Raw genomic sequence first — 24,073 nt, 5'->3', positions numbered from 1 at the left:
TGTTAATGATGCCTTTACAAAATATAAAAGTTGTTTCATTGGAGCACGCAGTAGCAGCCCCATTTGCGAGTAGACAATTAGCTGATTTAGGTGCGGAAATTATTAAAATTGAAAAGCCTGTTACAGGAGATTTCGCACGACATTATGACCAAACTGCAAATGGGATGTCTAGTAATTTTGTGTGGTTAAATAGAGGGAAGAAATCTGTTGAGTTAGATTTGAAGGATAAAAAAAACATCCTATTGTTACACGCTATTTTAAAGGATTCGGATGTATTACTAAATAATTTAGGACCCGGTGTGTTAGACCGTTTAGGGTTAAATGTGCAGACATTACATGAAAAATATCCTCACTTAATCATTTGCAGTATTTCGGGCTATGGAAAGGAAGGTCCATACAGTCATAAAAAAGCATACGACCTTCTCGTTCAATCAGAAGCAGGCGTATTAAGTATAACGGGTACACCAGATTTACCAGCAAAAACAGGTATTGCCATTGTGGATATTGCGAGTGGCATGTATGCTTTTACTTCAATTTTAGCGGCGATCATTCATCGTATGAACACTGGTAAAGGGACAATTATTGAAATTTCGATGCTTGAGGCTATTGCGGAATGGATGAGCTTTCCGATTTATTATACTTATGGTGGAGAAGAGCCAAAACGAAGCGGTGTTGACCACGCTACCATTTATCCATATGGTCCTTTTACAGTGCAAAATGGGGAAAGATTATTTATTGCCATTCAAAATAATGATGAATGGAAAATCTTTTGCGAAGAGGTTTTAAAAGATAAAAGCTTAATCAATCATCCAAAATTCGTAACAAATTCAAATCGTGTAATGAATAAGGAAGAATTAAAGAAGATTATTGAGAAAATTACTTGTGACTACAAAAAAGAGGATTTAGAAAGATTATTGGAAGACTACCGAATTGCAAATGCTAATTTTAACAATGTGAATGGATTAATTAATCATCCGCAGCTTGCTTTTTATAATAAATGGGCCCCTGTTGCTTCAGATGTAGGGGAAATTTCAATGTTGAAATCCCCGATGAACTTTAATAATATCGCCACTGCTTGGGGGGATATTCCTAGCTTAGGGCAGCATACAGCAGAAATTATAGAGCGTTATCGAACGGAGGTGCCTGACAATTACTAGTTGGTTATTTATCCCGGGCAACAATACAAGAGCATTAAATAAAATTCACGCACAGCTAGAGGCTGATTATTTTATTATTGATTTAGAGGATGCCGTTCCCATTGCTGAAAAATCCGTCACGAGGAAAAATGTTCAAGATTTTATGACAAATAATCCGACCTCTAAAAAAGTTTATTTAAGAATCAATTCGATTGATAGTAACTTATATGAGGATGATTTGAAAAACATTAATATGAAGCTATTCAAAGGTGTTATTCTTTCTAAATGTGAAAATGCCACCCAAGTAAAAATAATTGAAGATTTATTAACAACACAATCGGTTACACCTTGTATTATTCCGTTGATTGAGACGGTGAATGGCTACTATAATTTACAGGAGATATTAAAGGAAGGTTCGGTTGAGCGGATTGCATTCGGTGCAATAGATATGGCAAATGAATTCGATATAGCAGGGGATAATTTGATAGATAATCCTTTATTGAACGAAATGCGCATTACAATGGCGCTATTGTCGAAACGATTCAATAAGCAAGCTCCTCTAGATGCTCCATGTATCTTTATTGATAGATTGTCTGTATTGCAACAAGAAAGTGAGTTTGCTAAAAAAATTGGTTATTATGGAAAGCTAGCAATCCATCCAAAACAACTAGAAACCATTGCCAATGTTTTCTCCTATTCAGAAGAAGAAATTAAATTAGCAAATGAAGTTGTAGAAATTTATGAACACAATAACTATAAAACGATATCCTATAAAAATATTATGATTGATACACCTGTTTACTTAAGAATGAAGAAAATACTTGAAGAGAGTGAATAGATTTTTGGTGAACAGCTTAAAGAAAAGGAGTCTGAAAAGCGTGCAAATGCTCTGCTTTCAGACACCTTTTTGCTTTTTACTAGGTACATAAGTAAACGTAGTTTTCTAGGGTTATTGCTTCCGCAATGTCCCTGAAAAGTTTGTGCCATTTGTGCGTTCGGCACTACAGTCAATTTCTGTCACTTTAATTGCATTATTTAAGTGCTCAAATTCGATAATGCAACGGTTCCCTTTGATTGATTCTTGCATAATTGCTTTTTTAGCAGATGTGATAACAGCGTAGCCTTCTGTTGTACCTTCATATTTACCATCATAGGCGGAGAGTCTGACATAAAAATCCTTGCTATTTGCACTTGAAATTGTTACATAGCGTGCATTACGCTCATATTGTCCTTTGCCCCACTGGTAGACATAGCGGTAGTTGCCATTCCACAGATTGCTGCTTGATGGGTTTTGCTGAAGGGAAGCATCTAGCTGTTTCTTTGCTTCTATAGCTCGTTCGTTTAAGGAATTGTTATCCTCATTTTTGTGTATGGCTTCTGCATCCTCAGAAATATAGTAGAAATCCATGGAGTCCATGCGATATAGTAGCGTCACAACTTGCGCGCGGGTCATATTGTTTGTTGAGCCGAAAAACTTTTGTAAGTCGCGGTTTTCGTATTTTGGATTTTGTCCTGTTGATATGGAGTGCTCCAATAAAAATTCGATAGAGCTATTTAAGTTTTGTTGTGCATCTGCTAAGTGAGCAATGGCTTGTGCCACAACACCGCGCTTAACAGGTTGGGAACGAATGGAATTATGTAAATAGCCGTTTAGCGGAACACCGTAGCTTGCCAATGAATTATAAAATTCGTCAGACCATAGTTCTGTTGTCGTTTGCTTTTTTAGTTCATCCTCTACTATCTCTAGCTCGAAATAATTAGCTAATAGTTTAGCGAATTGCTGTTCTGTAATCATTTCATTTGGTTTGAATGTACCGTCACTATAGCCATTAATAATTTCATATTTTTGTGCCCATAGTACAGCATCATAGGCAAAATGCTCCTTCGGTACATCTTTAAATCCCGCTGCTTCTGCGTGTAAGGCGGTTAGTATAAAAAAACAGGCAGCAATGACAACTGTATTGAAAATCGTTCTAAACACAAAAGCTCCCCCCTTCAAATTCCTACAGTAGCTGTTACTTCTAGTGTGACTGACTGCGAGGTAAAATTCAAGGAGCAAATCGTCCTAAATGGCAGTGCATATTAATACTATGTCTTTTTAGTATTTATGTTTATAATTGTAATTAAGGTATATTGACGAAAAGTAAATGCTTGGAGGGAAAGAGCCGATGAAAAAGAATCAAATGGCTACAGCGCTGCTGTTGTCTGCTTCTGTAGCTTTTGTTGCAGCGCCTATAAGCTATGCTGCTGAAGCATCAGATGCGGAAAAGCAAGCGGAAGAGGTAACGAAAAAAATAAACGCATTAACAAATAATTCAACAGCAGAGCAAGTATATGCAGCGCGCTTTGCTTATAATGCCCTTTCTGCCGAAGCAAGGGCACTTATTCAAAGTAATGTAATAGCTCGACTTGTCGCTGCAGAGGAACGTTTAAAAAATGCGCAAGAAGCTGCAGAAAAAAAAGCGAAGGCGGATGCAGAAGCAATCGAGCTAATGATTTATCGCCTTACATATAGTTCCTCAAAAGAGGAGGTTTATGCAGTAAAGGCCGCATATGATGAATTGTCTGCACTGGCAAAAGGTCGTGTAACAAGCCAAAGTTATTTATATTTAACAAAGCTACTACAGGAAATTGCAAAGCAAGAAGCGATTATTGCAGCCGCAAAAGCAAGCGCAGCAGCGTTTGATAGATATATGGCGAATGTGACAAGACAATCTTCGGGAACGATGTTAGCTAATGCGCGCTCATATTACAATCGCCTTTCCTACGAGGCAAAGCAATATGTGACGACAATATCAAAATTAGAAAGACTAGAAGAGGCATACGGGAAAAATCCATCGGGACCACCGAAGCAGCCTACACACCCAAATACAAAGCAAGAGGATTTAACGGGCATTGTCGAAGTGAAAGATGACAGTAGACCGGCATCATTAAGTTATATTCCTGATAACGAGTATGGAACAATTGTGCCGGATAGTAGCGCGGATTTGCAATTTGTCAGAAGTGGTGATGAGCTATTTGCCTATGTTCCAGCAGATATTATTTATTACCAGCAGCAGCCAATTACGATTACCTCGTCAAATGGTGTTGAGGTGAAGCTACCAATTCAAGATTTAAAAGGTGTTAGTGGTACAGTTGCAGTAACATTAACGGTTGAGAACGATAAATTTTACTTTTCTACAAAAGCGCGAGGCAATGATATTAGCTTTAGGGAATATGTAGAAATTACTCTCCCTGCACAGGAATTTAAAGTTTCAAGAAATGCGATTGTCTACAAAATAGAGGGGAAATTAAAACGAACGCGAGTCCCGTTAAAAGTGGAGAAGGATGCTTTCATTGTGAAAGCGAAAACGTCTGGTATTTTTGAAGCAATAGTTAATCAGTCTGCTTCTATTTATTCTGATATAGAAGGGGACCCGAACGCCTACTATATAAATGAATTAGGAAGAAGGGGCATGTTGACGAATGCGACAGGCAGTAGCTATTTACCGAAGAAAGTAGTAACGCGCGCAGAATTCGCAGTAATGCTAGCACGAGCTGCGAACTTATCATCTTCTAGTGCTACACCCTTTAATGATGTGCGCGGTAAAGCTTATGTGAAGGAAGTTCAGGCGTTACATGAAGCGGGGATTATGCCCGGCTCAGGAAGAGTCTATTATAATGCGAATGGACAAATAACGCGCCAGCAGGCAGCCGTTATTTTAGACCGCTATTTGGAGCATTTAGGCGTAGATGTTTATCAAATTTCAAGAGCTGGAAACTTAAAATATACAGATGTATATATGCTGACGGAAGCAGAGCAAAAAAGTATTGCGTTAATGGATACATTAGATATTTTTACACCTAGTAAAAATGGCGAATTTAGACCGAATGCTACTTTAACACGCTCTGAAATGGCAAGAATACTGTATATCACAATGGAACTAGCAAACTTACTTTAAGTAGAAATCGGATTGAGTCTGAAAAAAGCGTGAGAAATCAACTTTGTAATGTTGGTTTTTTACGCTTTTATCACGAATAAAGGAGGAAAGCTGCATGCAATATTTATCGATAATCTTTTTCAATATTGTAGCACCGATTTTATTATTGCTACTTATCGGGGGCTTATTGCAAAAGAAGTTTTCCTTTAACTTAAAGGCGATGTCGCAGTTGATTACGTATTGCTTTATGCCAGCCGCTGTGTTGTTAAACCTATATGAAACAGCTATTCAGCCCAGCTTGATTGCTCAAGTTTTATTATTTATTCTCTTTTTTATCGGCGCACAAATGCTACTCGGCCACTTTATTGCAAAATTACTTCATCTTCCAAGGCAGGAGGCAGCAGTATTTAAAAATAGTGTTGTTTTAATTAATTCTGGAAATTACGGAATACCTGTAGCACAAATGATTTTTGCGACACAGCCAATTGGTGTAGCTATTCAAGTCATTATGGTTATTTTTCAAAATATAACGACCTATACATATGGTTTGTACAACTTGATTTCCACATCGAAATCGGGCAAGGAAATTATTAAAGATTTTTTAAAAATGCCTATTATTTATGCGTTGATAGTGGGGATTTCATTAAATGTCCTGCACATTACACTCCCCCAGCCAATTTATATTCCAATGCGTTATGTGGCGGATGGCTTTGTTGCGGTTGCTCTTATTACACTAGGGGCGCAAATTTCCCAAATTGAAATGCGGGCAATGTTTAATAAGGTAGTTTTTATTAGCTGCTTTACACGTCTTATCGTAGGACCTGCTAGTGCTTTAGTCGTTATTATTGCACTTCAGCTTGATGGGGTTGTGGCACAATCGCTGTTTATTGCCAGTGCTTTTCCGACATCACGCAATAGCTCTAGCTTAGCGCTAGAATATGACGTGGAGTCGGACACAGCAGCGCAAACAGTATTGTTTTCTACAATTGTTAGCTGTCTTACTGTCACAGTTGTCATTTATATGTCGGAGATATTATTTGGTTAAAAATAGGGAGGGGCTGTCGATGGTGCTTCTTCAAAGTTTTCACTTGTTAAAATAGCAAGAGCGTTTTTGAAGACGGAAGAAACACTGGGTTTAGCAGATTTTCCTTCGAATGAAAGCGAATAAGTGAAAATGGAATTTTCATTACATTGTAAAAAGGAAGCTACCTTTTCGGATAGCTTCCTCTTTAGTCGGTATAAAATGAAACTTCAATCAGTAGGGGTTTTCCTCATCCCTACTTAGCCTTTAGCATATTTTCACTTAGGTCTCAAAGTGGGCGTCTTACTACCCGTTAATGTGGGATAAAACGATTGTTGAATTAAGTGTTGCTATTATCTAGTGTATGGGTTTGTTAAATCCATACCGTCTAGTGTTAAGCCCATTGCTTTTGCCACACCTTCACCGTAAGCAGGGTCAGCTAAGTAGCAGTGTAAAATATGGCGGCGTTTAATAAATTCTTCTACAGTACCCATTTCAGCTGCTGTCGTTTCAAATAGACGTTGCTGCTCTTCAGGTGACATTAAGCGGAAGAGCTTACCTGGTTGCTCAAAGTAGTTGTTATCATCTGCACGGAAGTCGTGAATACCCGCGTCACCATCAATGCGTAATAGTGGTTCAGCTAGCTCTGTATTGTGCTCCCATTCGCCGTAGCTATTTGGCTCATAGCTTAGTGTTGAGCCTAAATTGCCATCAAAGCGCATTGCACCATCGCGGTGGAATGTACGGAATGGACATTTTGGCGCGTTTACAGGAAGCATATAGTGGTTTACACCTAGGCGGTAACGCTGTGCATCCGCATAAGCAAAAATACGTCCTTGTAGCATTTTATCTGGTGAGAAGCTAATACCAGGAATAATATTTGATGGTGCGAATGCCGCCTGTTCTACCTCTGCAAAATAGTTATCAGGGTTGCGGTTTAATTCGAATTCACCAACAGGAATTAATGGGAAGTCACCTTTATACCAAACTTTTGTTAAATCGAATGGGTTGTATGGTAAATTACGTGCTTCTTCTTCAGTCATAACTTGGATGTACATTTTCCATTTCGGGAAATCGCCACGCTCGATTGCTTCGTATAAATCGCGTTGTGAAGATTCACGGTCGCTACCGATAATTTCAGAAGCTTGAGCGCCTGTTAAATTATCAATACCTTGCTCTGTACGGAAGTGGAATTTTACCCATACACGCTCGTTGTTAGCGTTAATCATTGAATATGTGTGTGAGCCAAAACCGTGCATATTTCGATAGCCTTTTGGAATACCACGGTCAGACATAACAATTGTTACTTGGTGTAGTGCTTCAGGTAATGAAGTCCAGAAATCCCAGTTTGAATTAGCGTTATGCATATTCGTGCGCGGGTCACGTTTAACAACGTGATTTAAGTCTGTAAAGTGTAATGGGTCACGGAAGAAGAATACAGGCGTGTTGTTCCCAACTAAGTCCCAGTTACCTTCCTCTGTATAGAATTTTAAAGCAAAGCCGCGAATATCGCGCTCAGCATCTGCTGCACCACGCTCACCAGCTACTGTTGAGAAACGTGCAAACATTTCTGTTTTCTTCCCAACTTCAGAGAAAATTTTTGCTTTTGTATATTTTGTAATATCATGAGTAACAGTAAATGTTCCAAATGCACCGGAGCCTTTTGCGTGCATACGGCGCTCAGGAATTAATTCACGGTTAAAGTTTGCTAACTTTTCGATTAACCAAACATCTTGTAGTAATAGTGGACCGCGTGAACCAGCAGACATTGAGTCATGATTGCTTACTACAGGTGCTCCACCGGCTGTTGTGAATCGGCGTTGTTTATCCATTGTCATAATGAATGTTCCCCCTAAAAAGTATTTTGAAAAACTCTACATCTATAATTATAGCAAAACTACATCATAATTTCTACTAAATTATAATAATTCTATTTAAGGAATTTGTTTTTTGTTCAGAAAATTTTGTAGTTTGAGGGGAAAAGTAAATAGGCTTGAGATTTAAGTAGGGGAAATGCTAATTAATTACGCCTTCCTTGACACTTGTCCAGATTTTCTCGAGCGTGCATGGAAAATCTATGACATCGGCTAAGGCTGACACCAACATGCTGTTAGTCACTTAGTCGTTACGCCCATGCTGCAATGTTTTTAGACTGAGCTCTTCTTTTTTGTGAGTGATTTGGACATCTGCTGAAAGGAGTCTATGAAATGCATTTATTTCGCCATTTATAGAGGTGGGGAGCCTCTATTGAAAGAAGTTAAATCACCATTTTACTTTAGACAGCACGCATTTTATGTTGCAAAAATGTGACGTTGATATATGCATTTTTTGTTTGAAAATAGGTATCAAAAGTAAAAGGATTGTAGCTCGGTTCAGCTTAAAAACATCATGTATATATAATATGATAAATATTGAAGCAGCAGATTGTGTAAAAAAGTTAGCCTATGTGTAGTCAACTGAAAATAAATTATCAGTAATTGCTTATAATGCTTTTATGATTATATGGTTATTGAAAACGAGCTATACTAATTGAAAAAAGAAGGGGATATTTTGTAGTAATAGATGATAATGTACTAAGCTAGATAGCACAGCTTAACTTCTATTAGCAATATTTTTGCGACGAGTAACCGCAGGAGCACATATTTTTGCGACGAGTAACCGCAGGAGCACATATTTTTGCGACGAGTAACCGCAGGAGCACATTCTTTTATACATATAGCAAGGTGACAGATACAACAGTCTCTATATATGACGTTTTATAGGAATTTTAAGACTATAGGCGACCTTTTCATTTGTTTCTTATACAATAGAGGGTGACTATAGCGAGAAGGAGTCGCAATTTATGCAATTAACATTAACATTTATTATTTTAATCGCGACAATTACTTTATTTGTAACGAATCGTTTTCGTGCGGATTTAGTAGCGCTGCTTGCGCTAATAGCCTTTGTCGTGTGCGGTATTTTGACGCCTGCCGAGGCACTTGTAGGTTTTTCGAATTCAGTTGTGATTATGATTGCTGGATTATTTGTAGTTGGTGCGGGTATTTTACGCACAGGGCTAGCGGGCATGGCAGGAAATCTGCTTTTGAAATGGTCTGGGGATAGTGAGCTCAAACTATTTATTTTACTGCTCGTCATCGTTGCAACAGTTGGGGCATTTATGAGTAATACGGGAACCGTTGCACTAATGCTACCAATCGTTGTAAGTGTTGCGATGAGCATACAAGCTAGTCCGTCCAAGTTTTTAATGCCACTGTCTTATATTGCAAGCATGTCAGGCTTGATGACATTAATCGCCTCGCCTCCCAATTTAATTGTTTCGCAGACTTTAGTTGATAATGGTTTTGACAAGCTAGGCTTCTTTACGATTACACCAATTGGTATTATTGCGACAATTACAGCGATTATTTATTTAGTTATAATTCGTAACAAGCTGCTGCCGAATGATAAAGAGCGTCTGCAAACGAATGCAGGCTATAAGTTATCGCCTAAAAAAATTGTGCAAGAATATGATTTGCATGATAAGCTTTTTTGCGTCAATGTGTCGGAGGGCTCAAGCATCGTGGGGCAAGGGCTAGCTGAGCTAAAGCTACCAGCAAATTATCATATTTTTATTATGAAAATTCAGCGTCGTGCTACAGAGGGAATTAATTTGCTGCCAATGACATATCAGGAGATGGCGGGCCCAACGAGTGTAATTCGACCAAATGACGCTCTTTATATTCAAGGAACACAGGAGGATGTTGAACGTTTTGCCACAGACTACCACTTAGCGATTGATTATATGACAGATGAACATGTTGAGGAGTTGATTTCGAAAAAAATCGGTGTGGCAGAGGTATTACTAACACCGCAATCAAGCTTAATTGGTGAAACGGTAAGCAAAATGGGCTTCCGTAAAAAATACAATTTAAACATTATAGGCATTAACCGCAAAGGGGACTATATACTGCAAAATATGGCGGAGCAAAGGCTGCGTTTTGGGGATGCTATATTAGTGCAAGGAACATGGGATGAAATTGATTTGCTGTCACGTGAAACACAGGATGTTGTCGTTGTAGGGCAGCCGCGTGAGCACGCGGGTGTGGCCGCAGCAACAGGGAAAGCGCCAATTGCTGGGGCTATTATGGCATTAATGGTTGGTTTGATGGTGTTTGAAGTGTTCGATGCTGTTATTTCAGTTTTAATCGGCGCTATTTTAATGATTGTCACAGGCTGCTTACGCAATATGGACGATGCCTACAATAAAATGAATTTTGAGAGTATTGTGCTCGTGGCGGCAATGCTTCCAATGGCAACAGCACTGCAAAAAACAGGGGGAATGGTGATTATTTCTGATGCCATCATTCGAGTGCTTGGGGACTACGGACCGTATGGCGTATTGCTCGGTATTTATATAGTGACAGTTGTTTTTGGTCAATTTGTCAGCAATACAGCAACAGCCGTATTATTTGCACCAATTGCAATGACGGCAGCCATCTCGATGGATGCCAATCCATACACATTTATGATTGCAGTTGCAGCAGCAGCTGGTATGGCTTTTGCGACACCAATTGCCTCACCGACGAACTCGTTAGTATTAACAGCTGGTGGCTACAAATTTATGGATTTCGTTAGAGTAGGTGTGCCGTTACAAATTATTATGTTTATCGTCATGATGATTGCTATCCCATTATTGTTTCCGTTTTAAAGGGGCCCGAAAAGCGTGCTAAAGCACTGCTTTTCGGACGCTTCATTTATGCTTCATTAAAATAATGGTCATTTAATATATGCGAGGTATTGTAAAAATCCGTACCAATTGCATCCAATTTTACTGTATAATAGCTTGCGGGAGGGATAAAATGATACGTGCATTAAAAGTGGGACTCAAGATTGAGTTAACGAATCGAAAAAACTTGTTTTTGTTGTTCATTGTTGCGCTTATTACGATAGGAATGATGTTTTATATCGAATCGCAATCTACGGGTAATCAAATTATTGAAAAGACGGGGGATTATTACTCTTCGCAGGCGGCGCTAACGAAGTTCCAAGTAGTTGATGCCTCAGATGATGGAGATGGCAGTGATTTATATAAAAATTTGAATAAGCAAAAAATTGCTGTTGCTCTACAAATTGCTGTATTAAAGATGAAAAATGATAGAGTTTATTACGAAACTTCTATTGAAATTGCTGAGCTACGCGCGGAGGCTTTTGAGTTAGAGGGATATGAAAAGGTAGCCTCCTTAATGCCATCGCGTATAAAAAATACATTGAACCATATGTATTTTTCCTATTTGTTAAAAACAGACAAGCCGGTAGCACAAAATCCGCTACAATATTTTCCGTTTTTATTACTGTTCTTTAGCATTGTTGGGGCAGGTTGGTATATTTTTATTAGTTTTTATACGAGCTCTATTTTGCTAGAGGATTTCGAGCATTCAAGCTTAATTAAAGGTTATCCGATACGTTTTGACCAATACATATTTACGAAATGTGTAACGCATTTTCTATACATATTGGCCTTTATTGCGGTCGTCTTTGTCTGCACATTGCCTTTAATATTTATGAATGGGCTGGGTGACGCGAGCTATCCGATTGCTGTTTATGTTGGGGAGCCAGCAATTTATTCGACACTTCATTATATCGCTCTAAGCATTGGCTATATGATTGTCGGGGCGATTTTCGCAATGTTGTTGTCTATTATTTTGAATGTAGTATTGAAAAATATGTATTTGACACTGTTTGTGCAAAGTATATTGTTCTTCTTGCCAGAGGTGTTTCCGTCGATGATTAGCTTCTTACCGTATAATCCATTCAATTTTTTGAATTTTAATAAAATTTTGAGTGGTTATCCTTTGGAACTTGCTCAGCCTGTAAGTTTAACGATGAATGTTGGGCTACTTGTCCTACTGATTAGCATCACACTTATGATGCTAATTATTAAAACATTCTTTTCTACAGGGAAAATAGCGAGAGCATAGGAGGGGACTACAATGTGGGCATACTTTAAATTTGAGCTTGTACAATTTTTTAAGAATAAGAAAAATATTGCGATTTATGTGCTGCTGCTATTCGCTGCACTGTTCTATGCAATTAAAATTGCACCTGCCTATGACCCGATTGAAAAGGTGGATGTAGATGAAATTGAGGCCCGTTATTTAACGAGAGAAACATTTATTCAGGAGATGGCAGATAGAAATTTACGCTTTGCACATCCCGCTGTGCGCTTTGCGCTAGACGTCTTTCATATGGTAAATCCATATGATCAAGAAAGGCTTGAAGCGCTAGAAAGTGGCGATTTGCAAAAATATGCAGCGGCAACTAGTCAATGGTACTATATTACGAACAGTTTTACGTATCGTAGCGATTCCTTTTTCTACAACCCTCGCTATTATACATATGGCAATCAATATGCGCATGAGGACGCATTTTATGCCTATTTAGAAACCGGCAAACGCTTTGAGGAGTTTGCGAAAGCAGATTATGCTTTATCAATTCCATTATTTGAGCAACGGACAGCATGGCAAACAGTGGAGCGTTTAATGAAAGGTGCTTTACCAATTGTGCTTATTGTTTGCGTCTTGTTATTGGCAGTAGATATTGTGACAAAGGACCGTCTGCATCCATCTGTACTGAAAGGTTTTCCAATTGCTGATTGGAAAAAGCTGTTGGTAAAAGGCTTTGTTACGTTTATTGGTAGCCTCGCTTTATTTGTGCCGTTAATAGCTGGCTTCCTCGTGATTGGGCTACAATTTGGCTTCGGGCATTTTGATATCCCAGTGCCACAATATATCCCAGATTATAAGGAGCAGCAGGAGGGCTTGTTTAAAATGATGTCTCTCGGCATGTTTTTAGTACAATGCTTACAGCTATTATTGCTATGGTTTATCGCAATTATTACAGTTGTATTGCTGTGCAGTGTGGTGTTGCGTAATGAAGTGATTAATTTAGGCATTGGCTTCGTTATTATTTTTGCAGAGTATTTTTACTTTAGTCGCGGTATTGGATTTTTGTGGGATATCGAAAATTATCCGACATCTTATATTCAAGTTGGACAAATTGCCTCAAAAATACGCAATTTCTATTATAACGATGACAATATGTCGGTATTATTAGGGACGAAGCTACTGACGGTTTCTATCATTGTGATGCTAGCTATTACATTATGTATCTCATTAAATAAACGCTTTAAATTGGTGAAGTAGGAGGGGAATTGAATTGATTGAACTGCAAAATATAAAGCTTAGCTTTAGTAGCAAGACAGTGTTAAATGATATTAGCGAAACCTTTCATCAAGGTGAGGTCATTGGGCTTGTTGCACCGAATGGAACGGGAAAATCTACTTTAATGAATGTCATGATGAATTATGTTGCACCTAATAGTGGAAAAGTGATATTTGAAAATGGTTTAACCTATTCAAGTAAAGCAAATGAGGTGAAAATTCATCAGCTAATTTCAATGATGCCTGACCAAAGCGATTTATATAACCATTTGAGCGGTCGTGACCATTTGAAAATCTATTGTACGATGTGGAAATCTGACTCGAAGCTTATCGACACAACGATTGCAGCATTAAACATGGGCCATTATGTCAATAAAAAAGCAGGCACTTATTCATTAGGGATGCGTCAGCGCCTATGTTTTGCAATGCAAATTGTTGCTAATACGGAAATTATGCTGATGGACGAAGTAATGAACGGACTTGACCCTATTAATGTAGAAATTATTTCAAACGTTCTTATGGAAAAAAAGGCGGAGGGTAAAATGATTATTATTGCCTCACATTTACTCGATAATTTAGAGAAATACGCGGATCGTCTATTTTTATTCAAAGATGGGAAACTAATGGATGTTGATGATATTGTTGAAGGTTTTAGTGAGCCAACAATGACAACAGTGCGCGTGAAAAATATGTCTAGTGATGTGAAGGTGGCATTCCAAACACGTTATCCAACGATTGCCCTGCAAACATTAGTTAATGATACGACCTTACTAACATTGGATAAAAAAGATGCGGAAACATTGGGAAGCATGACTGCCTATTTGGCTGAGCTACAGGTAAATGATTTTACATTTGGCAAAGTAACCTTGAATGATTTATATGCGATGTATTATGGGGAAGAATCATAACAAATCGCCCATGTAGGATGGCGAATCGCCAATAGAATCCCGAAATTCGCCAATAGAACAAGAAGAACTGCCAATAGAATTAAGGAAACCGCCAATAGAACGTGGCAAGTCGCTGATAAATCAAAACAGCGTTCCGAATGCACTACTTTCGGGACGCTGTTTTTTATTAGTTACGAATTAAATAATCGAATGCGCCAAGAGCTGCTGTTGCGCCTGAGCCCATTGAAATAATGATTTGCTTGTAGGCACTGTCAGTACAGTCGCCCGCCGCAAATATGCCAGGCACGCTAGTCGACCCATGCTTATCTACAATAAGCTCGCCGAAGCGCGTACGCTCCAGTTCTTCGCCTAACCACTCTGTATTTGGTACAAGACCGATTAAAATAAAGACACCTTGTAAATCGATATGGCGCTCTTCGCCAGATTTAAGGTCTATGTAAGTAAGACCGTTCACTTTATCTGTACCTGTAATTTCTTTTGTTTGTGCTTGCGTCACAACTGTAACGTTCGGTAAGCTATACAGACGTTTTTGGAGTACCTCGTCTGCCTTTAATTCTGCGTTATACTCAATTACCGTAACATGCTTTACGATACCCGCTAAATCAATGGCAGCCTCGATACCTGAGTTACCACCACCGATTACGGCCACATCTTTACCAGCGAAAAATGGACCATCACAGTGTGGGCAATAGGCAACACCTTTATTTTTGAATTCTTCTTCACCTGGTACACCTACATTGCGCCAGCGAGCACCTGTTGATAAAATAACCGTTTTACTTTTTAAAACTGCACCGTTTTCAAGCTCAACTTCGATTAAATCTTTCTTCTCTAAACGTGTTGCACGCTGTAAATTCATAATATCGACCGGATAATCCTTTACGTGCTCCTCAAGGCTTGCCACAACTCGTGGACCTTCAGTATGCTTCGTTCCGATAAGATTTTCAATCGATAACGTATCATTTACTTGACCACCAAAGCGCTCTGCAACAAGACCTGTACGGATTCCTTTGCGCGCTGCATAAACTGCGGCGCTTGCGCCAGCAGGTCCACCACCGACAACAAGCACATCGAATGGCTCTTTATTGTCGAATTCAGCAGCATCTGGGCCACTACCTAGCTTACCTAAAATTTCTTCAAGCGTCATACGTCCGCTACCGAAAGGTTCACCATTTAAGTATACAGTCGGTACAGCCATAATATCTTTGCTTTCAACTTCTTCCTTGAAAGCTGCACCGTCAACCATTGTATGTGAAATATTTGGATTTAATACACTCATAATATTTAGCGCCTGTACAACATCAGGGCAATTATGACAGCTTAAGCTAATATATGATTCAAAGCGGTACTCGCCCTGAATGGCTTTTACTTGCTCAATGACAGCTTGCTCTACCTTTGGCGCACGTCCACTTACTTGTAATAAAGCTAAAACAAGTGACGTGAATTCATGACCAAGTGGTACACCTGCGAAAACAATACCTGTATCTTCATTTGCGCGATTCACGCTAAAGCTTGGCGTGCGTGGGAGTGTAGCTTGCTCTACAGTAATATGTGATGACATTGATTTTAGTTCATCTACTAATGCGAGCATATCGCGTGAAACGTCATCTGAGCCAGCACTAACTTTTAGAACAATATCGCCTTCTAGTAACTCTAAATATTGGGCTAATTGTGCTTTAATATCTGCATCTAATAACATGAGGGAAAACGACTCCTTATTTTGATAAGTTTTAATAATAACGGGCTTTTACAAGCAAATAAGTTTTTAGCATGAACAATACCTTAATAAAAAACAAGTAGCTGTCTGAGAAGCTATTGCGTAAGCATGCTTTTCAGACAGCCTTCTTTTTCTTAGATTTTACCTACTAATTCAAGGCTTGGTTTTAATGTAGCAGAACCCTCTTGCCATTTAGCTGGGCATACTTCGCCTGGATTGTTACGTACGTATTGAGCGGCTTTAATTTTGTTTACTAATGTGCTTGCATCGCGACCGATACCGTCAGCATTAATTTCTACAGCTTGTACAACGCCGTCTGGGTCAATAATAAATGTACCACGATTTGCAAGACCTGATTCTTCATCTAAAACGTCAAAGATTGTAGAAATTTGATGAGATGGGTCACCAATCATGATGTACTCGATTTTCCCAATTGCTTCTGAAGAATCGTGCCATGCTTTATGTGTAAAATGCGTGTCAGTTGATACAGAGTATACTTCAACACCTAGCTCTTTTAATGTTGCATATTGATTTTGTAAGTCTTCTAATTCAGTTGGACATACGAATGTGAAGTCCGCTGGGTAGAAGCATACAATACTCCATTTACCTTGGAAGTTTTCTGATGATACATCGATGAATTCACCTTGTTGGAAGGCCTGTGCTGTAAATGGTTCTACTTTTTTACCGATTAATGACATAATAAATTTCCTCCTTGAATTTAAAAGACTGCAATAATTATTCTACACGAATAGACAACAATTGAGAAATGAAAGGCATTATAAATTTTAGATAATAAATAAGGCAAGATATGAGAAGCCTAATAATGCCAAGGAATACTAAGTTATCTGTGCTAGTCAATTCATATTAATAATAGTTATTGCTTTTTTATAATAATTATTGCTTACAACTAAAATTATGGTAGAAAACCGACTGCTCTGTCAAGGTTATGATAACCCAAAAAAAGTACATTATACGGAAAGTTCGAAATTTGTTCATAAAGAGGGAGTTATCCGAAAAGTCCACTTTGTTTTGACACCGCATTGAAATCAATATTTTCATCGCTTCCCTTTTACTGAAGGATAACGCTACTAAAGCCAATGTTTATCCCATTTTTAAAAGAGGTGTTCTCTATTTATATGAAGCAACATCGCTACTGTCCAAAATGCCGGCTATGCACGGCTTTTTGGGCAGCCCCAGCTATTAAAAATCAATGATAAGATACTTGACTAGCTAATAGTTGATTTTTCCTCTGATTTGTTGATGCGAGACGGCTATGTAAGCTGAAATAGCTCCATTAAATAATTTTCATAAATAAACTTAAAAATTTTTGAAACTATTTCAGGAATTCTCCGTCTGTACGTTGCTTAAATGATAGATGGAGGTAAAGTGATGAAGAAAATTTATATGAATGGGCTACTACTGGTCGGCCTCATAATATTGATAATAGGTATAAATGCGAAATGGAATTCGTCTGTGGGAGATAGTAGCAAGGCATTTGCACAAACTGTTCAAAAGGGGTTACTTGTCACGGAAAGAGAATTTGAGCAAGTGCTAACACTACAACAGCGACAGCCGATTTATATGAAGGGTGACTCCTTTATTAAAATTGGCGAGTTAGAGGCAAACCAGCCTGTTGTCATTATTGGTCAGGATGAGGCTTATTATGAATTGCGATTGGGTAAAATAAAAGCCTTTGTTCGAAAGGAGCAAGCAATTGTTGACAGGAAGAAGCTGACGGCATTTGTACATACGGAACGATTGGCAGCAATTAAAACTTTACAAAAAACAGTCGTTTATACTGAGGCTGATTTGCAAAGTGCCGCATTAATGCATTTGGAGGCAGACTATCGTTATCCAATCGTACATGAAGAAAAAGATTGGTATATTGTAAAAATAGGAGAGCGACCGGGATATATATATAAACAGTCAGTTACCTTAGATGAGGGGTTACCAGTACTTGTATATCATCATATATTGCCGAAAAGCTTGATGGAAACAACAAATAGTACAATATCATTAGAGGCTTTTGAACAGCAGATGAATTATTTAGCAGATAATCAATTTAAGACATTAACGACGCAGCAGCTTTATGATTATTTAGAGGGACGCCTTATTGTACCGATACATGCGGTGTTAATTACATTTGATGATGGTCTATTGTCTACACGAGAGTACGCCTATCCCATTTTAAAGCAATATGGGTTTACCGCGCTTCAGCATATTATTTCCTCGCGCACAAATAAAGCGCAGGGACTACAAAACTTTGATGCTACAGGACCACTACAGTTTTTTACAGCTACAGATTTGGCCGAGCTGGCAGATGTTTTTCAATTTGAGGCACATACGTATGATTTGCATTCACTTCATAATGGGCAGGGCATTGCTTTAGAAAATTCAAAGGAAGCGATTATAATGGACTTACAACGCAATATAGAGCAAGTACCAAATGCCATTTCACTAGCCTATCCATATGGGCATTATAATGAACAATTTATAGCGGCTGCTAAGGAGGTAGGGCTGTTAATAGGCTTTACAACAAAGGAGGGCTATGCCAATATGAGTAGCTCCAATTATGAGGTCAATCGTTTTGGAATGACAGAAAAGAGGTCATTTGAGCACTTTACTACTTATGTCAATGGTGAGATGATGTGGCCATAGAAAAGGGTGAAATTTCGTAAATGAATCAAATTGATCAGATTATTGATGAGCACTCACGTTATTTAGTACGCATTGCGTATTTATACGTGAAAAATTGGTCAACAGCTGAGGATATTGTCCAAGAGGTTTTCGTGACATATTTTCAAAAAAGCGATCAATTTCGCAATGAGGCATCATTAAAGACTTATTTAACTAAAATGACGGCCAATCGTGCAAAAGATTATTTACGTTCATGGAAGTATAAAAAAGATGTGTTATTTGATACAATTTTTACTTCTACAAAAGGCACAGAGGAAGTATTGCTAGAGCAGGAGCAATTAGCCTCACTAGAAAAAAATCTGTTCCAGCTACCATTAAAATACCGCGAGCCTTTAATATTATTTTATTATGATGAGCAGTCTATTGCGGAAATTGCAGCCTATTTGCAACTTAATGAAAATACAGTGAAAACAAGGCTGAGGCGAGCAAAGCAGCAATTAAAGGAGTTTTTTGAGGAAGAGGAGGTCGAAAGCAATTGAGCGATTTTAAACGCAAGCTTGATCAAATGATGGGCGACACATCAACACAGGAAAGACGAATCAAGCAACGTGTGCACGAAAATTTACGAGCGCCAGTTAAAAAACCTTCATGGCAAGTACCCTTTGTAACAGCGGGAATCGCTGTAATAGCGCTATTCCTTTTTATCACATTTAATCCGATAGAGCAGCTTTCATCAAATGAAGGACCGGGAACACCGTATGACCCACTAGATGATTTAGCGCAAATTTCGGCGCTACAAAAAAAGAAGCAGCTATCAGCAATTGATTATGAGCAATTTGGAAAGCTTTCACATTTTGAGCAGGTCGATGGACTGCATTATGTAGATAGTGAGGCATTTTCATTAGCAAACAGTTCGGATACTTTTCATACGGTTATTGAGCGCAAATCTAATTTATATGATGGTGTTGTTTATGAGGTAGGAGATATTGTACGTACAATGACAAATACGACGAGCCATTTGCCGACATATGCAGATGCATACTATGAGGTCGTTGCTGTTCCTGGTGATCGAATCGTGCTGAAAAATGGGGAGTTGAAAGTAAATGGAAAGCCTCTACAGTCCGAGTTATTAGATATCTACAAGGAGAATGGGGTTGAGATAGCAGGGGGCTATGACCAACTATTAAATGCAAGAGAATATTTTTTATTAAATCATTTTCCAGCTAGTGAAACGCTACAAGCTGGGACTATCACACCTGTTCATAAAATTTATGGCGAGGTTGTAGGGCTAGCAACAGAGGAAAATACGGAGTCAATTTATTTGGAAGGTGGACAATCAGGCATATATACGGCTGAGCAATACTTTGATTTATTTTTATATGATAGCCTTTTTGATGAAGGGAATTTAGCTCAGTCACTTATCGACCCTTCAACAGTATTTACACAGATGAATCGTTTAGGTGAGCTATTTTTAGAATCAGCTTATCGCAATGTTTCCTCTGTTTCTAATAATCGGGTGGAGATACGCTACCAATACGGGAGAGCTGGCGTTAACGAGCATGTGTTTTATATGGTGCAACAGCCAGATACAGGTAGATGGATAGTGAGTGAATGAAAAATGGGCGCCCAAAGTGCCGTGCAGTAGCCGGCATTTTGGGCGCTAGCGGGTGTGTTTTGGTAGAAGGTTTGCTTAGTAAAGTAGCGAGAGCTTTCTTTGAAAATGTTAGAAACACTGACTTTAGCAATATTTCTTTTAGGTAAAAAGGAAAGGACGTGAATCTATTTTTCTATCCCGTAAATGCCCGATTGGTTCAACTAACAATTAGTGGGGGGTGAGTGAAACTTCCACTGATTGAAGTTTCACTTTCTTTCATTTTCCATTAGTTCTTTAATATTTGCTCGGTAACGATATGGTGTTGTGTTTTGGTGCTGCTTGAATACTTTAATAAAATAGTTAACGTCCTCAAAGCCGTTTAAATTTGCGATTTCTGTAATGGCTAAATCAGTTTCAAGCAAAGTGTTGCAGGCTGCTTGAATACGCACATTCTGAACATAGCGCTTAAAAGGAATGCCCTGCTTTTTTGAAAATAGGGTGCTTAAATAATTAGCGCTAATGCCGAGTTTACTAGCAACAGAGTGCAAGTTCAAAGTGCTATCGCTAAATTCACGTTGAATCAGCTCAACCGCTAGCTCACTATAATCCACCTTTAGCTGCTCCCGTGATTTTTCAACAGCATCCATTAATGTTTGGGTAAACAGCATCATTTCTTGCAAAATTGAATATAAAATAGGCCCCTCTAATATAAGGTGAAAAAGCTGACGATAATCTGCCTCGATGCTTGCCTGCTGCTGCAAATGGTATTTCATCATATAGCGACGCAGTTGAGCGAGTACACTAGTTAAATGAATGCGCACATCATCATGATGGTAAAACGTATTCGCCTTTGCTAATTGATAAAGGAAAGCTTTAATGGCTGTCGTATTTTTTTCCTCTAAGCTATGAATCCATAGCTGTTGCTCCTCTGGCGTTAGTAGTGGGTCAAGTCGTACGATTGAAAATTGCTCTGAGCTAAGGAAAATATGTTCATAGCCTTTGTAAAAGCGCTGAATAAGCACCTTCTTCACTTCATCATACATTTCACGTATTGTTGCATTCTCTCCATCGTATAATGCAATATTCATATATTCGCCGCTAACCACATGCCACTCCTGTATAAGTAAACGAAGCTGCTTTAATAATTCAGTACGTAAGGTATTTTCCACAACGCAAATAATGCGATTTTGTAGCGGTAATGCGGTCATTTCTTGGAATAAATGCAGCTCGATAAACCATTCATAAAGGCGTAAATTCGATTCGAAATGAGATGGCTCGATAATGAAAAATTGCTTTTGGCTAACATCAACAAGCGTCGGTTTTTTCAAATATAAATCAACATAGAGTTGCACATCTGAAGTCTGTGTGGTAGCTAAAGGAGCGGCGCGGTCAATATTTAAAGCGAGTAAAGTCGACTTCAATTGCTCTAGCGGAATTGGTTTGACAAACAGTTGCGCTGCCTGTAATTGAATAGCCTTTGCCGCATGCTGGAAAATGGGCTGTGCGGTTAACGCGATGATATGTGGTTGGTAGCGCAGCAATAGCTTTTCGATCGAGGGTGTTAGCATTTCAATTTCAATGACCACCACATTTGGTTGCAATCGTTCAATAGAATTTTGCAATTGTGCCGTATCCTGCACATGCTCTACTTCCACATGGCTAGGGAAATAGTTTTTTATATACCAACTAATGCCTCGTGCCTCCTCAATATCCCGATCAATCAATAAAATACGCATATCATCACCCCTTAAAATCACCCTTTTCAATATTATTTCTATTTCTAATCGTAAATATGAATTAATTTCTTTAAATTTTACTATATTGTGCAATGTAAATCCATTTATTCAGAATTGAAAGAAATTTAAAGTGAGGATAGGGAAGGGGATGGAATGGTAAGCAACCAACAAACTGATAGTCAACAACCATTGATAGGGTTTCGACCAAAGCAGGCAATTAAAATGATTGTTTGTACCTTTCACGTGTTTATTACAAATACCAGATCCGATGTTAACTGCAAAAGCTTTATCGCTATCGATTGCAGAAATGCTTTTACCAGCACTGCTAGTAACACAGGCTGCGATGGTTACTAAGTTTATCGTGGCAGTTGTATCTATCTTGGCAATCCTATTTTTCTCGGCCGTTATTCCAGTTATTTTATCAACAGATATTCCGTTATCCATTCGCCAAATGATTATTATATGGTTTGAGCGGGTTGTCTTAACATTAATTTTAGTAACACCAATTGCATTTTTATTATTTTAAAGGGAGAGATTGAAAATGGCTTTTAAAACAAACATTAAAGCACCAAGAGGCAGTGAATTAACATGCAAAGGATGGACGCAAGAAGCGGCAATGCGCATGCTAATGAACAATCTTGATCCGGAAGTAGCTGAAAATCCAGATGAGTTGGTTGTTTATGGTGGTATTGGTAAAGCGGCGCGCAACTGGGAAAGCTATGAGCAGATTATCGAATCATTAAAGAAGCTTGAAAATGATGAGACATTAATTGTGCAGTCAGGGAAACCTGTTGCGGTATTCCGCACACATGAAAATGCGCCGCGTGTATTAATTGCAAACTCTAACCTAGTGCCTGGTTGGGCGAATTGGGATAAGTTTTATGAGTTAGAAGAGCGCGATTTAATGATGTATGGACAAATGACAGCAGGTAGCTGGATTTATATCGGTGCGCAAGGAATTTTACAAGGAACATATTTAAGCTTTGTAGAGGCAGGTAAAAAAGTGTTTGGCTCAGCAGATTTGCGTGGGAAATTCATTTTAACTGGTGGCATGGGCGGTATGAGCGGTGCGCAGCCACTTGCTGGTAAAATGGCGGGGGCAGTTATTTTAGTTGTGGAAGTAGACCGCGCAAAAATAGAGCGTAAAATGAAAGAAGCATACTGTGATTATTTAGTGGAAACAGTGGACGAGGCGATTGCGTTAGTGAATGAGCTACGCGAGAAAAAGGAGCCTGCATCAATCGGGCTTGTAGGGAATTGCGCGGATGTTAATCGCGAGCTATTAAATCGTGGGATTATCCCGGATTTCGTGACAGACCAAACGTCGGCACATGACCCAATTAACGGCTATGTACCAAATGGCATGACATTAGAGGAAGCGTTTGCGCTACGCAAAGCTGACCCGAAAGCCTATGAGCAAAAAGCGAAGGAAACAATGGCGGAGCATGTACGTACAATGTTAGAATTCCAACAAGCGGGTGCAGAAGTGTTCGACTACGGTAATAATATTCGCGCATATGCACAGGAAATGGGTGTAGAAAATGCCTTCGATTTCCCAGGTTTCGTACCAGCGTATATTCGTCCATTATTTTGTGAGGGTAAAGGACCGTTCCGTTGGGCTGCGTTATCTGGAGACCCAGAAGATATTTACAAAACTGATGCATTAGCGAAGGAAATGTTCGCGGGTGATGAAGGCTTAGTAAACTGGATTGATATGGCACAAAAAATGGTGAAATGGCAAGGGCTACCTGCACGTATTTGTTGGTTAGGCTATGGTGACCGTCATCGCTTCGCATTACGTGTCAATGAGATGGTAGCGAGTGGCGAGTTAAAAGCGCCAATTGTCTTTGGCCGAGACCACTTAGACTCGGGCTCTGTTGCTTCACCAAACCGTGAAACAGAGGGAATGCGCGACGGTACGGATGCAGTGTCAGATTGGCCATTATTAAATGCGCTTGTCAATACGGCGAGCGGTGCAAGCTGGGTGAGCTTACATCACGGTGGTGGTGTAGGAATGGGCTTCTCACAGCACGCAGGTCAGGTGCTTGTAGCGGATGGCAGTGAGCTAGCAGCGGAAAAAATTCAGCGCGTATTAGTGGCAGACCCAGGTATGGGCGTTGTGCGCCATGCCGATGCAGGATACGATATTGCAATTCGCACAGCAAAAGAAAAAGGCGTACAAATGCCGATGTTAAAGGAATGAGGA

The 24,073-nt window shown here is 39.0% G+C and carries 17 protein-coding genes and 1 pseudogene; 13 read left to right on the top strand and 5 right to left on the bottom strand.

The window, feature by feature from the left end; translation table 11 throughout:
- Window positions 1-5 precede the first annotated feature (5 nt).
- Window positions 6-1,157, top strand: coding sequence for a CaiB/BaiF CoA-transferase family protein (locus MHH70_RS10005; protein WP_107941843.1), 1,152 nt, complete (start codon window positions 6-8; stop codon window positions 1,155-1,157).
- Window positions 1,129-1,974, top strand: coding sequence for a CoA ester lyase (locus tag MHH70_RS10000; RefSeq protein ID WP_342473190.1), 846 nt, complete (start codon window positions 1,129-1,131; stop codon window positions 1,972-1,974). Before MHH70_RS10005 ends, MHH70_RS10000 begins: the two co-directional genes overlap by 29 nt.
- 111 nt (window positions 1,975-2,085) lie before the next feature.
- Here MHH70_RS10000 and MHH70_RS09995 read toward each other — a convergent pair whose 3' ends face one another.
- Entirely contained in the window at window positions 2,086-3,117 is a 1,032-nt protein-coding gene (locus tag MHH70_RS09995; RefSeq protein WP_342471417.1) for an S-layer homology domain-containing protein, read from the bottom strand.
- A 187-nt stretch (window positions 3,118-3,304) separates the two neighbouring features.
- Between MHH70_RS09995 and MHH70_RS09990 the strand changes: the two genes are divergently transcribed.
- Complete coding sequence (locus MHH70_RS09990; RefSeq protein WP_342471416.1) at window positions 3,305-5,077, top strand: S-layer homology domain-containing protein; 1,773 nt, start codon at window positions 3,305-3,307, stop codon at window positions 5,075-5,077.
- Between the two features lie 94 nt (window positions 5,078-5,171).
- A complete protein-coding gene (locus MHH70_RS09985) occupies window positions 5,172-6,101 on the top strand; it encodes an AEC family transporter (RefSeq protein WP_342471415.1) in 930 nt (309 codons plus the stop codon).
- A gap of 329 nt (window positions 6,102-6,430) precedes the next feature.
- On the opposite strand, the gene MHH70_RS09980 is transcribed toward MHH70_RS09985, so the two are convergent.
- Complete coding sequence (locus MHH70_RS09980) at window positions 6,431-7,915, bottom strand: catalase (RefSeq protein WP_107941854.1); 1,485 nt, start codon at window positions 7,913-7,915, stop codon at window positions 6,431-6,433.
- Window positions 7,916-8,919: 1,004 nt separating this feature from the next.
- Here MHH70_RS09980 and MHH70_RS09975 point away from each other — a divergent pair.
- The 4 genes from MHH70_RS09975 (at window position 8,920) to MHH70_RS09960 (ending at window position 14,186) form a co-directional block, all read left to right on the top strand.
- Window positions 8,920-10,767, top strand: coding sequence for an SLC13 family permease (locus MHH70_RS09975; RefSeq protein ID WP_066170475.1), 1,848 nt, complete (start codon window positions 8,920-8,922; stop codon window positions 10,765-10,767).
- Window positions 10,768-10,918: 151 nt separating this feature from the next.
- The gene (locus MHH70_RS09970; protein ID WP_342471414.1) at window positions 10,919-12,037 is read left to right on the top strand and encodes an ABC transporter; all 1,119 of its coding nucleotides are present in this window, start codon (window positions 10,919-10,921) and stop codon (window positions 12,035-12,037) included.
- Window positions 12,038-12,049: 12 nt separating this feature from the next.
- Window positions 12,050-13,261 (top strand): ABC transporter permease, encoded by a 1,212-nt coding sequence (locus MHH70_RS09965; protein WP_342471413.1) that lies wholly within the window; start codon window positions 12,050-12,052, stop codon window positions 13,259-13,261.
- A gap of 13 nt (window positions 13,262-13,274) precedes the next feature.
- Window positions 13,275-14,186, top strand: a complete 912-nt coding sequence (locus MHH70_RS09960; RefSeq protein ID WP_342471412.1) for an ATP-binding cassette domain-containing protein — start codon at window positions 13,275-13,277, stop codon at window positions 14,184-14,186.
- A gap of 166 nt (window positions 14,187-14,352) precedes the next feature.
- On the opposite strand, the gene ahpF is transcribed toward MHH70_RS09960, so the two are convergent.
- The gene (ahpF, locus tag MHH70_RS09955) at window positions 14,353-15,882 is read right to left on the bottom strand and encodes an alkyl hydroperoxide reductase subunit F (protein WP_342471411.1); all 1,530 of its coding nucleotides are present in this window, start codon (window positions 15,880-15,882) and stop codon (window positions 14,353-14,355) included.
- Between the two features lie 152 nt (window positions 15,883-16,034).
- A complete protein-coding gene (ahpC, locus tag MHH70_RS09950; protein ID WP_107941862.1) occupies window positions 16,035-16,598 on the bottom strand; it encodes an alkyl hydroperoxide reductase subunit C in 564 nt (187 codons plus the stop codon).
- Window positions 16,599-17,289: 691 nt separating this feature from the next.
- On the opposite strand from ahpC, the gene MHH70_RS09945 reads away from it, so the two are divergent.
- Genes MHH70_RS09945 through MHH70_RS09935 form a run of 3 tightly spaced genes read left to right on the top strand, consistent with a single transcriptional unit; the run spans window position 17,290 to window position 20,152 of the window.
- The gene (locus MHH70_RS09945) at window positions 17,290-18,558 is read left to right on the top strand and encodes a polysaccharide deacetylase family protein (protein WP_342471410.1); all 1,269 of its coding nucleotides are present in this window, start codon (window positions 17,290-17,292) and stop codon (window positions 18,556-18,558) included.
- A 20-nt stretch (window positions 18,559-18,578) separates the two neighbouring features.
- Entirely contained in the window at window positions 18,579-19,076 is a 498-nt protein-coding gene (locus MHH70_RS09940; RefSeq protein WP_107941866.1) for a sigma-70 family RNA polymerase sigma factor, read from the top strand.
- Complete coding sequence (locus MHH70_RS09935; RefSeq protein ID WP_107941868.1) at window positions 19,073-20,152, top strand: S26 family signal peptidase; 1,080 nt, start codon at window positions 19,073-19,075, stop codon at window positions 20,150-20,152. The genes MHH70_RS09940 and MHH70_RS09935 overlap by 4 nt, the downstream gene beginning before the upstream one ends.
- A gap of 245 nt (window positions 20,153-20,397) precedes the next feature.
- On the opposite strand, the gene MHH70_RS09930 is transcribed toward MHH70_RS09935, so the two are convergent.
- On the bottom strand, window positions 20,398-21,867 hold the full coding sequence (locus MHH70_RS09930) for a helix-turn-helix domain-containing protein (protein ID WP_342471409.1): 1,470 nt from the start codon (window positions 21,865-21,867) through the stop codon (window positions 20,398-20,400).
- Between the two features lie 226 nt (window positions 21,868-22,093).
- On the opposite strand from MHH70_RS09930, the pseudogene MHH70_RS09925 reads away from it, so the two are divergent.
- Both MHH70_RS09925 and hutU read left to right on the top strand, forming a co-directional pair.
- Window positions 22,094-22,393 (top strand): annotated as a pseudogene (locus MHH70_RS09925) (YjiH family protein); the annotation flags it as partial.
- A gap of 15 nt (window positions 22,394-22,408) precedes the next feature.
- Window positions 22,409-24,070 (top strand): urocanate hydratase, encoded by a 1,662-nt coding sequence (gene hutU / locus MHH70_RS09920; RefSeq protein ID WP_342471408.1) that lies wholly within the window; start codon window positions 22,409-22,411, stop codon window positions 24,068-24,070.
- The last annotated feature ends 3 nt before the right edge of the window (window positions 24,071-24,073 follow it).

Origin of the sequence: Metasolibacillus sp. FSL H7-0170, from assembly GCF_038593115.1 — a bacterium.
Classification (GTDB): Bacteria; Bacillota; Bacilli; order Bacillales_A; family Planococcaceae; genus Metasolibacillus; species Metasolibacillus fluoroglycofenilyticus.
The sequence above is the reverse complement of the archived record's forward strand: the minus strand, read 5'-3'. Positions and strand labels throughout refer to the sequence as shown.